Genomic DNA, 14173 nt, shown 5'->3' on the forward strand with positions numbered 1-14173 from the left:
CCTCTGTGGGAGCAGGCCGGGCGGCGTTCCGCTTGCCTGCGATGCGAGCGACGCGGTTTGTCTGAAGCGTTGCGGTGATGCAATCGCTGGCAAGCCAGCTCCCACAAGTCACCCAAAGCTCCAATTTGTACCGCCCACACAAAAACGCCCGGCATCTGCCGGGCGTTTTCGTTGGTACTACTTAACGAGCGCGATAAGTAATGCGCCCTTTGCTCAAGTCATAGGGCGTCAGTTCAACGCGCACCTTGTCACCGGTCAGAATACGGATGTAGTTCTTGCGCATCTTACCGGAGATGTGCGCGGTTACGACGTGCCCATTTTCCAACTCCACACGAAACATGGTGTTGGGCAGGGTGTCGACGACAGTGCCTTCCATTTCGAAGCTGTCTTCTTTCGACATGCAGTAAAGCCCTCGGTGTCCAGTTAATGGCCCGGTGCAACTGCGCCAGGCAAAAGCGGCGTGCATTGTGCCCGAAAAGTGGGGGTCAAGCCAAGGGCTTCAGTTCAGCGCGACCCATCGTTGGTTGATAAGCAGCTCGATGGGGCGGTATTGGGTCTTGTAGTTCATCTTTTTGCAGTTCTTGATCCAGTAGCCGAGATAGACGGCTTCCAGGCCCAGGCGCAAGGCTTCGGTGATCTGCCAGAGGATGCAGTAGCGACCGAGGCTGCGACGTTCTTCATTGGGCTCGTAGAAGGTATAGACCGCTGAAATGCCGTTGGGCAGCAGGTCGGTGACGGCGACGGCGACCAGGCGGCCGTCGATCCGAAACTCGTAAAAACGGGAGAAAGGCAGGTCGCGTACCAGGAAGGTCGAGAACTGATCCCGGCTGGGCGGGTACATGTCGCCGTCGGCATGGCGCTGTTCAATGTAGCGCCGGTACAGGTCGAAATATTCTTCGCTGAATGCCGGGCGAGCGGCGGTGACCTGGATGTCGGCATTGCGCTTGAGAATGCGTTTTTGTTGGCGGTTCGGCAGAAACCGGGCAGCAGGGATACGGGCCGGCACGCAGGCATTGCAGTGCTGGCAATGGGGGCGATACAGGTGATCGCCGCTACGCCGGAACCCCATTTCGGACAGGTCGGCATAGACGTTCACATCCATCGGCTGGCTGGGATCGAGAAACAACGTCGTTGCCTGTTCTTCGGGCAGATAGCTGCACGAATGGGGTTGAGTGGCATAAAACTTCAGTCGCGCCAGCTCAGTCATGATCAACCCTCGGGATGTGCCTTTAAATAAGTGTAAGCCAGCCGTGGCAACTCGCCTAGCAAACCCAGGTGGCTGAGTTGGGCTGGTCGAGGTAGTTCTGCAAGTGCTCGGCGAAGGCTTGCCGGGAAATAGCGCGGGCGCCGAAGCTGTGCAGGTGTTCGGTCGGCATCTGGCAATCGATCATGACAAAGCCGGACGCTTGCAAATGGGTGACCAGGGTCACGAAACCCACTTTCGATGCGTTGTCGGCACGGCTGAACATGGACTCGCCAAAGAACAGCCGACCCATGGCCAGGCCATAGAGGCCGCCGACCAGCTCGTCGCGGTCCCAGACTTCGACCGAATGCGCGAAGCCCTGTTGGTGCAGTTTCAGATAGGCGGCCTGCATGTTGTCGGTAATCCAGGTGCCGTCGGCATAAGGGCGAGGCGCTGCGCAGGCGTGAATCACGGCGGCGAAATCCCGGTCGAAGGTGACCCGATAACGTTGTTGGCGCAGCACTTTTCCAAGGCTGCGGGAAACATGCAGCTCCTCCGGGAACAGCACCGTCCGTGGGTCGGGCGACCACCAGAGAATCGGCTGGCCTTCCTGATACCAGGGGAAGCAGCCGTGACGATAAGCCTGGACCAGGCGCTCGGCGCTCAGGTCGCCGCCGGCGGCCAGCAGGCCATTGGGTTCGCGCAGGGCTTTTTCCAGCGCAGGAAAGGTCAGGGTTTCGCGATTGAGCCAGGTCAGCATGGGATTCGAACGGGAAAAGGGGAAGAGGGGAGGGTATACGACCCGGCGCCAGTGGACCATATGTGGACCGCCTGCACTGGGCCACCTGGTCAATTGTCGTCGAGAAACTTCTCGGCATCGAGTGCGGCCATGCATCCCGCGCCGGCAGAAGTGACCGCCTGGCGATAAACATGGTCGGCTACATCGCCTGCGGCGAACACGCCTGGTATGCCGGTGGAAGTGGCATCGCCTTCGCTGCCGCCCTTGACGATCAGATAGCCATTACGCATCTCCAGTTGCCCCTGGAAAATATCGGTGTTGGGTTTGTGGCCGATGGCGATGAATACGCCGGAAAGTTTCAGGTCCTGGGTCGCGCCTGTCTGTGTGTTGATCAGGCGGGCACCGGTAACGCCACTGGCATCGCCCAGGACCTCGTCCACGGTCTGGTTCCAGTGCAGGACGATATTGCCGTGACTGGCTTTTTCGAACAGCTTGTCCTGGAGGATTTTCTCGGCCCGGAGCTTGTCGCGCCGGTGCACCAGATGGACTTCGGTTGCGATGTTGGACAGATACAGGGCTTCTTCGACCGCGGTATTGCCGCCACCGATCACCGCCACCACCTGGTTGCGATAGAAGAACCCGTCGCAGGTAGCGCAGGCCGAGACGCCCTTGCCGGAAAAGGCTTGCTCCGACGGCAGCCCCAGGTACTGCGCCGAGGCGCCGGTGGCAATGATCACTGCATCACAGGTGTAAATGCCATTGTCGCCGTGCAACCTGAACGGACGCTGCTGCAACTCTGCCGTGTGAATGTGGTCGTAGACGATCTGGGTGTCGAAGCGCTCGGCGTGTTTTTGCATGCGTTCCATCAGCACCGGGCCGGTGAGTCCCTCGACGTCGCCGGGCCAGTTGTCGACTTCAATGGTGGTGGTCAATTGACCTCCCGCTTCCATCCCGGTGATCACGACGGGTTTGAGGTTGGCGCGGGCAGCATAGACGGCAGCGCTGTAACCGGCAGGGCCGGAACCGAGGATGATCAGGCGTGAATGCTTTGTCTGCGTCATGAAAAACACCTCATAAGCCTTTGTCACAAAAGAGAATGCATGCTCAAATTGGGAGCGGGAAGCTGCTGTCGGCTATGCTTCACCGAGGCCGCTCTAGCGTGGCATCGCAGAGGCAAACCCGTACAATGCCAGGTGGCCTCGAGCCGGGGCTGTGGCCCGGGAGCTTCAAGAGATCCGGCAGTATGTTAAAAGTAGTCGTTGATTCACTTTTCACCTGACCTGCAAGGGCAGTATTTTCATCGTCAATCAACAGTTGGACGCGCTACCAGCGCAGGAAAAGACGCGTTTTGAAGAAATCCACCGCTACATCCAATCCCGTTCCGCTATGGCGTCAGCAGCTGCACTACCGGCTCAAGGAAGGTGCGTTGATCGCCATGGGGGCTCTTTGCCTGTACCTGTGGATGGCGTTGCTGACCTATGACCAGGCCGACCCGGGCTTCAGCCATACCAGCAATGTCGATCAGGTGCAGAACGCCGCCGGCCGGGCCGGTGCCTGGTTCGCCGATATCCTGTTCATGGTCCTGGGGTATTTCGCCTATGTCTTCCCGCTGCTGCTGGCCGTCAAGACCTGGCAGATCTTTCGTCAGCGCCACGAGCCGTGGCAGTGGAGCGGCTGGCTGTTTTCCTGGCGCTTGATCGGGCTGGTGTTCCTGGTGCTGTCCGGCGCTGCGCTGGCGCACATCCACTTTCACTCGGCGCCCAGCCTGCCGGCCTCGGCGGGTGGCGCGCTGGGGGAAAGCCTCGGCGACCTGGCGCGTAATGCGTTGAATATCCAGGGCAGCACGCTGATGTTCATTGCCCTGTTCCTGTTCGGCCTGACGGTTTTCGCCGACCTCTCCTGGTTCAAAGTGATGGATGTCACCGGCAAGATCACTCTGGACCTGTTCGAGCTGCTTCAGGGCGCGGCCAACCGCTGGTGGGCCGCGCGCAACGAACGCAAGCAACTGGTGGCGCAGCTGCGTGAAGTCGATGAGCGCGTCCACGAGGTAACGGCCCCGGCAGCGCCGGACCGCCGCGAGCAGGTCAAGGTCAAGGAACGCATCATCGAGCGCGAGCCGTCGCTGGCCAGGCACATTACCGAGCGCGAGCAGCATATACCGCCAGTGATCATGCCGGCCCCGGCCAAGGTGCCGGAGCCGAGCAAGCGTGTGCAGAAGGAGAAACAGGCGCCGCTGTTTGTCGACAGCGCCATCGAAGGCACGCTGCCGCCGATTTCGATCCTCGACCCTGCCGAGAAGAAACAGGTCAATTATTCGCCCGAGTCACTGGCCGGTGTTGGCCACTTGCTGGAGATCAAGCTCAAGGAGTTCGGCGTCGAAGTTTCGGTCGACTCGATTCACCCGGGGCCGGTCATTACCCGTTACGAAATTCAGCCGGCTGCAGGCGTAAAGGTCAGCCGCATCTCCAACCTGGCCAAGGACCTGGCGCGCTCGCTGGCCGTGACCAGCGTGCGCGTCGTTGAAGTGATTCCGGGCAAGACCACGGTCGGTATCGAAATTCCCAACGAAGACCGCCAGATCGTGCGCTTCTCCGAAGTGCTGTCGACGCCGCAGTTCGATGAGGCCAGGTCGCCGGTCACCCTGGCCCTGGGCCATGACATCGGCGGCAAGCCGGTCATCACCGACCTTGCGAAGATGCCGCACCTGCTGGTGGCCGGTACTACGGGTTCCGGTAAGTCGGTGGGTGTGAACGCGATGATCCTGTCGATCCTGTTCAAGTCGGGCCCCGAAGACGCCAAGCTGATCATGATCGACCCGAAAATGCTCGAGCTGTCGATCTACGAAGGCATTCCGCACCTGCTGTGCCCGGTGGTCACCGACATGAAGGACGCCGCCAACGCCCTGCGCTGGAGCGTGGCGGAGATGGAGCGGCGCTACAAACTGATGGCGAAGATGGGCGTACGTAACCTGTCGGGCTTCAACCACAAGGTCAAGGAGGCCATCGATGCCGGCACGCCGCTGACAGATCCCTTGTACAAGCGTGAAAGTATTCACGACGAAGCGCCGCTATTGCACAAGTTGCCGACCATCGTGGTGGTGGTGGATGAATTCGCCGACATGATAATGATCGTCGGCAAGAAGGTCGAAGAGCTGATCGCCCGTATCGCCCAGAAGGCCCGTGCCGCCGGTATCCACCTGATCCTCGCGACCCAGCGTCCGTCGGTGGACGTGATCACCGGTCTGATCAAGGCCAACATTCCGACCCGCATGGCGTTCCAGGTGTCGAGCAAGATCGACTCCCGGACCATCATCGACCAGGGTGGCGCCGAGCAACTACTGGGCCACGGTGACATGCTCTACATGCCACCGGGCACGAGCCTGCCGATCCGTGTCCACGGTGCCTTCGTCTCCGATGACGAGGTTCACCGGGTGGTCGAAGCCTGGAAACTGCGTGGTGCACCGGAATACAACGACGACATTCTCAATGGCGTCGAAGAGGCCGGCAGTGGTTTTGAAAGCAGCGGTGGCGAAGGCGGTGAAGACAGCGAAACCGACGCACTCTATGACGAGGCGGTACAGTTCGTTCTTGAAAGCCGCCGCGCCTCCATTTCGGCCGTACAGCGCAAGCTGAAGATCGGCTACAACCGTGCCGCTCGCATGATTGAAGCCATGGAAATGGCCGGCGTCGTCACGGCCATGAACACCAATGGCTCGCGTGAAGTGATTGCGCCAGGGCCGATGCGCGATTAATCGAGGTTGCCGGCCGCCCTGGGGGTGGCCGGCCCATTTATTTTTGATGAGGAATTCCATGCGCCTTATTCGCATGTTGTTGGTCTCTGCTCTGGCTTTCTCCGTTATCCCGGCCCAGGCCGATGAAAAGGATGTGGCGCGCCTGACCCAGTTACTGGAAAAGTCGCAAACCCTGACTGCCCGGTTCTCCCAATTGACCCTCGATGGCAGCGGCACGCAGTTGCAGGAAACCACCGGCGAAATGGCACTGCAGCGCCCGGGCATGTTCAATTGGCATACCGATGCACCCCAGGAACAACTGATGGTTTCCGATGGCAAGAAAGTCTCGCTGTGGGACCCGGACCTGGAGCAGGTCACTATCAAGACCCTCGATCAGCGCCTGACCCAGACCCCGGCCTTGTTGTTGTCCGGTGACGTGTCGAAGATCAGCCAGAGTTTCGATATCTCCGCCAAGGAAGCCGGCGGCGTGATCGATTTCACGCTCAAGCCAAAAACCAAGGACACCCTGTTCGACTCCTTGCGCCTGTCGTTTCGCAACGGGCTGATCAATGACATGCAACTGATCGACAGCGTCGGCCAGCGCACCAACATTTTGTTCACCGGCGTAAAAGCCAATGAACCGATCGCCGCCAGCAAATTCAGGTTCGATATTCCCAAAGGCGCGGACGTGATCCAGGAGTAACTCCTGGAATAAGAGGTTAGATCCAACCCATGGACTTGTTTCGTAGTGATCCGATCGCTCAGCCCCTGGCCGCGCGCCTGCGCCCGGCCAATCTGGACGAGTACGTTGGCCAGGAGCATCTGCTGGCGCGCGGCAAGCCCCTGCGTGAAGCGCTGGAGCAGGGCGCCCTGCACTCGATGATCTTCTGGGGCCCGCCCGGGGTCGGCAAGACCACACTGGCGCGGTTGCTGGCCAAGTTCTGCGACGCGCACTTCGAAACGGTTTCGGCAGTACTGGCCGGGGTCAAGGAAATTCGCCAGGCGGTCGAGATCGCCAAGCAGCAGGCGGGCCAGTACGGACGTCGGACTATCCTCTTCGTCGATGAAGTGCATCGCTTCAACAAGTCCCAGCAGGATGCCTTTCTGCCTTACGTGGAAGACGGCACGCTGATCTTTATCGGTGCAACCACCGAGAATCCGTCCTTCGAGTTGAACAACGCCTTGTTGTCGCGGGCGCGCGTCTATGTACTCAAGAGCCTCGACGAGGCCGCCCTGCACAAGCTGGTGCAGCGTGCGCTGAGCGAGGAGCGTGGGTTGGGCAAGCGGCAGCTGAGCCTCGGCGACGAGGGCTTCAAGATGCTCCTGGCGGCGGCCGATGGCGATGGTCGGCGCCTGCTCAATCTGCTGGAGAATGCCTCGGACCTGGCCGAAGACGGCAGTGAAATCGGTGTCGATCTGTTGCAAAGCCTGCTCGGTGACACGCGCCGGCGTTTCGACAAGGGCGGTGAGGCCTTCTACGACCAGATCTCGGCGCTGCACAAATCCGTTCGTGGTTCCAACCCCGACGGCGCGCTCTACTGGTTCGCGCGCATGCTCGATGGCGGCTGCGACCCCTTGTACATCGCCCGGCGCGTCGTGCGCATGGCCAGCGAAGACATCGGCAACGCCGACCCGCGCGCCCTGAGCCTGTGCCTGGCCGCCTGGGACGTGCAGGAGCGCCTGGGCAGCCCCGAAGGTGAGCTGGCCGTATCCCAGGCCATTGTCTACCTGGCCTGTGCACCGAAGAGCAATGCCGTGTACATGGGCTTCAAGGCGGCCATGCGTGAAGCCGCCGAACACGGCTCGCTGGAGGTGCCGTTGCACCTGCGCAATGCGCCGACCAGGCTGATGAAGCAACTGGGCTACGGTGAAGAGTACCGTTACGCCCACGACGAGCCGGATGCGTACGCTGCCGGTGAGGACTATTTCCCTGAACAACTCGAGCCGCGCCACTACTACCAACCTGTTCCCCGGGGCCTGGAGTTGAAGATCGGCGAGAAGCTCAAGCACCTGGCCGAACTCGATCGCAGCAGTCCCCGACAACGGAGAAGGCCTTGATTCGGATAGTCACTGCCGTTGCTGCCGGGGGTATTTCCGGTACCTTGCTGCGTTTTGCCACGGTCAATTGGGTCGCATCGAACTGGCCACGGCACTTCTATGTCGGTACGCTGGCCGTTAATATTGTCGGCTGCCTGTTGATTGGCCTTCTTTACGGTCTTTTCCTGCTTCGCCCGGAAGTGCCCGTCGAGGTCCGAGCGGGCCTGATCGCGGGTTTTCTCGGCGGCTTGACCACTTTTTCATCCTTTTCACTGGATACGGTGCGCCTGCTTGAAAGCGGGCAAGTGCTTCTGGCGCTCGGCTACACCGCCGTCAGCGTATTCGGCGGGCTGCTCGCGACCTGGGCCGGCCTGTCCCTGACCAAACTTTGATAAACGAGAGACCGACATGCTCGATTCCAAACTGTTACGTAGCCAACTCCAGGACGTAGCGGACCGCCTTGCCTCCCGTGGCTTCAGCCTGGATGTAGCGCGCATCGACGCGCTGGAGAACCGTCGCAAGGACGTTCAGACCCGCACCGAACACCTGCAGGCCGAACGCAATGCACGCTCCAAATCCATCGGTCAGGCCAAGCAGCGCGGTGAAGACATCGCTCCGCTGATGGCTGACGTCGATCGCATGGCGGCTGAATTGAACCGTGGCAAGGTCGAGCTGGACGAGACTCAGGCCGAGCTGGATTCGATCCTGCTGGGCATTCCCAACCTGCCGCACGAGTCGGTACCTGTGGGCGACGACGAAGACGCCAACATCGAAGTGCGCCGTTGGGGCACGCCGACGACCTTCGATTTCCCGATCCAGGACCACGTTGCCCTGGGCGAGAAGTTTGGCTGGCTGGATTTCGAAACCGCTGCCAAATTGTCCGGTGCTCGCTTTGCCTTGTTGCGTGGCCCGATTGCCCGCCTGCACCGCGCGCTCGCGCAGTTCATGATCAACCTGCACGTCAGTGAGCACGGCTACGAAGAGGCCTACACCCCGTACCTGGTGCAGGCCCCGGCGCTGCAAGGCACCGGCCAGCTGCCGAAATTCGAGGCGGACCTGTTCAAGATCAGCCGCGAAGGCGAGGCTGACCTGTACCTGATTCCGACCGCCGAAGTGTCGCTGACCAACATCGTGGCCGGCGAAATCCTCGATCCAAAGCAACTGCCGCTCAAGCTGGTCGCGCACACGCCGTGCTTCCGTAGCGAAGCCGGTGCCTCGGGTCGCGATACCCGCGGCATGATCCGTCAGCACCAGTTCGACAAGGTCGAGATGGTCCAGATCGTCGAGCCCGGCAAATCCATGGAAGCACTGGAAAGCCTGACTGCCAACGCCGAACGCGTGCTGCAGGCGCTGGAGCTGCCTTACCGGGTACTGGCCCTGTGCACCGGCGACATGGGCTTCAGCGCCATCAAGACCTATGACCTGGAAGTCTGGGTGCCGAGCCAGGACAAGTACCGCGAGATTTCTTCGTGCTCCAACACCGGCGACTTCCAGGCGCGGCGCATGCAGGCGCGCTGGCGCAACCCGGAAACCGGCAAGCCGGAGCTGGTCCACACCCTCAACGGTTCGGGCCTGGCAGTAGGACGTACCCTGGTTGCGGTGCTGGAAAACTACCAGCAGGCCGACGGTTCGATCCGCATTCCGGAAGTGCTCAAACCGTACATGGGCGGCCTCGAGGTCATCGGCTAAATGGAATTTCTACCGCTGTTTCATAACCTGCGTGGCAGCCGGGTGCTGGTTGTGGGGGGCGGCGAGATTGCCTTGCGCAAGTCTCGCCTGTTGGCCGACGCCGGCGCCTTGCTGCGCGTGGTTGCGCCCGAGATCGAAGCGCAGCTCGATGAGTTGGTGCAGCGCAGCGGTGGAGAAGCCATGGTTCGCGGTTATCAGGAGGCCGACCTCGATGGTTGCCAACTGATCATCGCGGCCACCGATGACCAGGCGCTCAACGCCCAGGTCTCTGCCGATGCCCAGCGCCGCTGCGTGCCGGTCAACGTGGTCGATGCTCCGGCGTTGTGCACGGTGATCTTCCCGGCCATTGTCGATCGTTCACCCTTGGTGGTGGCGGTCTCCAGCGGTGGCGATGCACCGGTGCTGGCGCGGCTGATCCGGGCCAAGCTGGAAACCTGGATACCTTCGGCCTATGGCGAACTGGCCGGCCTGGCTGCGCGGTTTCGGCGTCAGGTGAAAAACCTGTATCCGGATGTGCAGCAGCGTCGAGCGTTCTGGGAAGACGTTTTCCAGGGCCCTATCGCTGACCGCCAACTGGCCGGGCAGGGTGCCGAAGCGGAGCGCTTGCTGGTAGACAAGATCAACGGTGCGCCGCCCCACGCGCCTGGCGAGGTGTATCTGGTCGGTGCAGGTCCTGGCGACCCGGATTTGCTGACCTTCCGCGCCCTGCGTCTGATGCAGCAGGCCGATGTGGTGCTTTACGACCGCTTGGTCGCGCCAGCCATTCTCGAACTGTGCCGCCGCGATGCCGAGCGCGTCTATGTCGGCAAGCGGCGCGCCGATCACGCCGTGCCCCAGGAGGAGATCAACCAGCACCTGGTGGACCTCGCCAAACAGGGCAAGCGTGTGTTGCGGCTCAAGGGTGGCGATCCGTTCATCTTTGGCCGTGGTGGCGAGGAAATCGAAGAGCTGGCGGCCCATGGGATTCCCTTCCAGGTGGTGCCGGGTATCACCGCGGCCAGCGGTTGCGCGGCGTATGCCGGGATTCCGCTGACCCATCGCGACTACGCACAATCGGTGCGCTTCGTCACCGGCCACCTGAAAGACGGCACCAGCGATCTGCCCTGGAACGACCTGGTCGCGCCTGCCCAGACCCTGGTGTTCTACATGGGGCTGATTGGCTTGCCGATCATCTGCGAGCAGCTGATCAGGCATGGTCGTGCCGCCGACACGCCAGCGGCATTGATTCAGCAGGGCACCACGGTCAACCAGCGGGTCTTTACCGGCACCCTGGCCGACCTGCCCAAGCTTGTGGCGGAGCATGAAGTCCATGCACCGACCCTGGTGATCGTCGGCGAAGTGGTCCAGCTTCGCGAGAAGCTGGCCTGGTTCGAAGGCGCTCAGCAGAACGTCTGAAATACGGTGGGCACAGCCGCTGTTCGAGGCTGCGCCCATCCGTCAGAACAGTGTTTTACCCTTGTCCAGTTGCTGGTCGACCAGCCATTTGCCATGGGCGATCGACGCGTGCAGGGCCTTGTCCCGCTCGGAAAGAAAAGCCATTTTCAACGGTAGCGACAAACGCCTGCTGGTGTGCCCTTGCGGGTCTGTAATCAGGCAGCCGCCGGCCCAGGGCGTGGGGATGCCGGGGTGTTCTTCGACATAGGTGGTAATGGTGTAGTTGCGATGGACACAGTGAAAGGTGTTCATGAGATCAACCTCGCTGTTGTTCAGGGCCGTCAACCGTGCCCGCAGTGGAGCCACCGAAGATCATCCGGTGGATCGATGGTTCCATGAATATGCCCAGTGATAACACAGCCTGGCGAAACTGAGGCTCGGGCCGACGAAACGCCCAATGAGGGACCTGGCACCGCTATGCGGTCGCAGGCTCACCAAAGCTTGATCACATAACTCACAATCAGCCGATTCTCGTTCATGTCGCGCAGACCTCATTAAATTAATTTTAACTGTGGGAATATGTCGCTCAGCAGGTCGGAGATGTCTGTATTTTTCGCGGAAAAAAGCCAAATCCGGCGTGCGTGCTCTTTGCACGCCGGTGAATCCTTAAACTCGTCGCAAAACAAACGAACCAAGGATTTTTCCCATGGAAACGCAGATTCATCCGGCTGATTACCTGAACACCGTGCATGCCCGAGCCATTGGTGATTTGCTCAATCATTACGCTGAAGATCCCATAGGCGGTGGTGAAGCCTTGCCCTTGCATGTGCGCGAGCGCGTCGCCGGGGAGTTGGCCAAGCGCACTAATGCCTTCAGCTTTCTGGCTTTCCAGGGAGAATGCGCCGTGGGTCTGGTTAATTGTTTCGAAGGCTTTTCGACCTTTGCCTGCCAGCCGCTGATCAATGTGCATGACGTGGTGGTGACAGCCAGCGCCAGAGGACAGGGGATCAGTCGCAAGTTGCTCGAACGGGTGGAACAGGTCGCTAGAGTACGCGGGTGCTGCTTATTGATGCTGGAGGTGCTTGAGGACAACGAGTCGGCCAAGGTGGCCTATCGCAAGGCTGGATTCGAACAGGCACGCTTCGATGCTCGGCGTGGTTACATGCAGCTATGGTGCAAGCCGCTATAGGCAGCAGTACCCGCCAGGTCGGAAGACCTGGCGGGCTGCGTTGTGGTTAGAACGCGATGCTGGCCTGTACGAACAGCGTACGCGGCTGGCCGATGTATTTACCGAAGTTGTTGTCCAGCGACCGTGTGAAGTATTCCTTGCCGAACAGGTTCTTGATCCCGGCGCCGAGCGTCAGGTTCGACAACTGCGGGCCGAAGGCATATTCGCCACGGACATTCCACAGGGCATAACCCGGGATATCGCCGAAGCGGCCGTCTGCGCTTTCCTCGCGGATGTACACAGGCCCGGGCGCGCCCGGCGAGTACTGCTGCGACTGGGCGTAGCCATCGAGGTTCCAGGTCCAGCGGTTTTGCTCATAGCGCAGTCCGAGGGTCGCGGTTTGCCGGGAATAGAAGGCCAGGTCCTTGTCGGCAAAATCGCCTTTTTCCGAGATCGCCTTGGTGTAGGCAAAGGTCGCGTAGGCACTCAGACCGCTCAGGACGGGGTCGAGGCTGCCCAGGTCGTAGTTCAGCGCGGTTTCCACGCCGGTATGGCTGGTGGCGCCGAGCTGAGTCCAGCCGTCCTGTTTCACGTACTGCAACTGGCTGTCGAAATCGATGCGGAACAGGGTGACTTCGCCGCCCCAGACGCCGTTGTTGTAGCGCGTACCCACTTCATAGGTCTTGGCCTTCTCTGGCTCCAGGCCCGGCCCGACTTCGTTGCCATAGGTCCCGCCCGAAGGGTCCTGACCAACCTGGAAGTACTGCAGGCTGCCGAAGGAGGTGTTGTAGTTGGCGAAGAGTTTCCATTCGTCAGACAGGTGATACATCACGTTCAGCGATGGCAGTGGCTCATTGTAATTGACCTCGCGGTTCAGGCCCTTTATGCGGCTGTGCCAAGTGGTGCGCACGCGCTCGTAGCGCAGGCCGGGGGTGACGGTCCAGTTGCCGACGTTGATCTTGTCGTCGATATACACCGAGTGGGCTTCGGTGCCGCCGGTATTATCGGCAGTGACGGTCATGGGCCTGGTGTATGGGCTGCCGCCGTCGGCCAGGTAGGCGGGGCTGCTCTTGGTGGTTTCGTGCATGCCTTCATCGATGTAGCGGTAGCCTACGCCGACTTCATGGCTGGTTTCGCCGAAGTAGAACAACTGCGAGTAGCGCGGTTCGATGCCGAATACATGGTAGTCGCGCGGGTATGAGAACAGCTTGTTCTGCGCCGGGTTGGCCTGCACGGTGACGATGTTGCTGCCGCGGTAACTCTCGTAATAGTAGGAGTTCAGTTCGAAGGTGCGCAGCTCGTCCGGGGTGCGGGTGTACTTGATCGAGATGTCCTTGCGCTCGCCTTCAAAGGTATCGTACGGGCGGGTGGACTGGTACGGGTCGTCGTCGAACTGCGCGGTGGACAAGCCGCCGGGCATGTCGGCGTCGGCGCGGAAGTAATGCAGGGTGGTGGCCAGTTCGTCGATTTCGCTCAAGGCGAATTTGTTCTTGAGCATGAAATCGTCGATCAGCGTGCCGTCGTTGTCATCGCGAAAGCCCGAGCCCCGGACACCCGAGTACAGCAGGGCCGCGCCCATGCCGTTGTCGGCGGTGCCGCCGAGGAACGCGCTGGTGCTGGTCTTGATCCCGCCATGGCCCGCGCCTTCGGAGGTGATGCTGGCGCTGCCGGCACGATCGGTGGGGATCTCACGGGTGATGAAGTTGATGATGCCGCCGACGTTTTGTGGGCCATAGCGCACCGAACCGCCACCGCGAACCACGTCGATCGCCTGCAGGTTGCCGACCGCCACCGGTGCCAGCGACAACTGCGGCTGGCCATAGGGTGCGAAGGCCATCGGCACGCCGTCGATCAGGATGGTCGAGCGCGGCGAAAGGCGCGATGTCAGCCCGCGAGCGCCGACGTTCAACGCCAGGTCGCTGCCGCCGGTGCCGTTGCTTTCCTGAACCTGCAGGCCCGGAACCCGGCGCAACAGCTCCCGTGGGTGCACGGCAGCGCTTTCATGAATGGTTTCTTCTCGAATCACAGTACGAGCACCGGGATGGTTCTGCACATCTACGGCTGCCGCTTCGCCGAGCCAGTCGCCCTGGACGGCCAATGGGGCCAACTCCAGTGTTTCCGCTGCGTTAACGGTATAGGGGGAAATAGCGAAAGCGACGCTGAGGGCCAGGCTGGAGCGCTTGCAGGCAGGTGTCACAGAGTTGTACTCCGATCGATAAAAAAACATTGGGCGCGACTATACGCGAACAAGTC

At 60.9% G+C, this 14173-nt stretch carries 13 protein-coding genes; 7 read left to right on the forward strand and 6 right to left on the reverse strand.

From position 1 onward, the window contains the following. Positions 1 to 181 precede the first annotated feature (181 nt). The 4 genes from infA to trxB all read right to left on the reverse strand — a co-directional run bounded on the left by infA (position 182) and on the right by trxB (position 2983). Entirely contained in the window at positions 182 to 400 is a 219-nt protein-coding gene (gene infA, locus NVV94_RS09965; RefSeq protein ID WP_002553999.1) for a translation initiation factor IF-1, read from the reverse strand. A gap of 99 nt (positions 401 to 499) precedes the next feature. After that, positions 500 to 1207, reverse strand: coding sequence for an arginyltransferase (locus NVV94_RS09970; protein ID WP_258446999.1), 708 nt, complete (start codon positions 1205 to 1207; stop codon positions 500 to 502). Positions 1208 to 1262: 55 nt separating this feature from the next. Beyond that, complete coding sequence (gene aat, locus NVV94_RS09975; RefSeq protein WP_258447000.1) at positions 1263 to 1943, reverse strand: leucyl/phenylalanyl-tRNA--protein transferase; 681 nt, start codon at positions 1941 to 1943, stop codon at positions 1263 to 1265. An 89-nt stretch (positions 1944 to 2032) separates the two neighbouring features. Continuing rightward, positions 2033 to 2983 carry a thioredoxin-disulfide reductase gene (trxB, locus tag NVV94_RS09980; protein WP_258447001.1) on the reverse strand — a complete coding sequence of 317 codons (951 nt, stop codon included), beginning with the start codon at positions 2981 to 2983 and terminating at the stop codon, positions 2033 to 2035. Between the two features lie 287 nt (positions 2984 to 3270). Here trxB and ftsK point away from each other — a divergent pair, with 287 nt between their 5' ends. Genes ftsK through cysG form a run of 6 tightly spaced genes read left to right on the forward strand, consistent with a single transcriptional unit; the run spans position 3271 to position 10773 of the window. Then, entirely contained in the window at positions 3271 to 5673 is a 2403-nt protein-coding gene (gene ftsK, locus NVV94_RS09985; RefSeq protein ID WP_258447002.1) for a DNA translocase FtsK, read from the forward strand. 58 nt (positions 5674 to 5731) lie between these two features. Further along, positions 5732 to 6355: an outer membrane lipoprotein chaperone LolA gene (lolA, locus tag NVV94_RS09990; RefSeq protein ID WP_258447003.1), complete on the forward strand. Its 624-nt coding sequence runs from the start codon at positions 5732 to 5734 to the stop codon at positions 6353 to 6355. 29 nt (positions 6356 to 6384) lie between these two features. After that, positions 6385 to 7710 (forward strand): replication-associated recombination protein A, encoded by a 1326-nt coding sequence (locus tag NVV94_RS09995; RefSeq protein WP_258447004.1) that lies wholly within the window; start codon positions 6385 to 6387, stop codon positions 7708 to 7710. Then, positions 7707 to 8081 (forward strand): fluoride efflux transporter CrcB, encoded by a 375-nt coding sequence (gene crcB / locus NVV94_RS10000; protein ID WP_258447005.1) that lies wholly within the window; start codon positions 7707 to 7709, stop codon positions 8079 to 8081. The genes NVV94_RS09995 and crcB overlap by 4 nt, the downstream gene beginning before the upstream one ends. Before the next feature lie 16 nt (positions 8082 to 8097). Continuing rightward, a complete protein-coding gene (gene serS / locus NVV94_RS10005; protein WP_258447006.1) occupies positions 8098 to 9378 on the forward strand; it encodes a serine--tRNA ligase in 1281 nt (426 codons plus the stop codon). Further along, positions 9379 to 10773 (forward strand): siroheme synthase CysG, encoded by a 1395-nt coding sequence (gene cysG, locus NVV94_RS10010; protein ID WP_258447007.1) that lies wholly within the window; start codon positions 9379 to 9381, stop codon positions 10771 to 10773. 42 nt (positions 10774 to 10815) lie between these two features. On the opposite strand, the gene NVV94_RS10015 is transcribed toward cysG, so the two are convergent. Next, complete coding sequence (locus NVV94_RS10015; RefSeq protein WP_258447008.1) at positions 10816 to 11064, reverse strand: hypothetical protein; 249 nt, start codon at positions 11062 to 11064, stop codon at positions 10816 to 10818. Positions 11065 to 11458: 394 nt separating this feature from the next. On the opposite strand from NVV94_RS10015, the gene NVV94_RS10020 reads away from it, so the two are divergent. After that, positions 11459 to 11941: a GNAT family N-acetyltransferase gene (locus NVV94_RS10020; RefSeq protein ID WP_258447009.1), complete on the forward strand. Its 483-nt coding sequence runs from the start codon at positions 11459 to 11461 to the stop codon at positions 11939 to 11941. A gap of 46 nt (positions 11942 to 11987) precedes the next feature. Here the strand turns inward: NVV94_RS10020 and NVV94_RS10025 are convergent, their stop codons facing one another. After that, positions 11988 to 14117, reverse strand: a complete 2130-nt coding sequence (locus NVV94_RS10025; RefSeq protein WP_408733460.1) for a TonB-dependent receptor family protein — start codon at positions 14115 to 14117, stop codon at positions 11988 to 11990. Positions 14118 to 14173: the final 56 nt, after the last annotated feature.

The organism is Pseudomonas sp. LS1212, from assembly GCF_024741815.1.
Lineage (GTDB): Bacteria > Pseudomonadota > Gammaproteobacteria > Pseudomonadales > Pseudomonadaceae > Aquipseudomonas.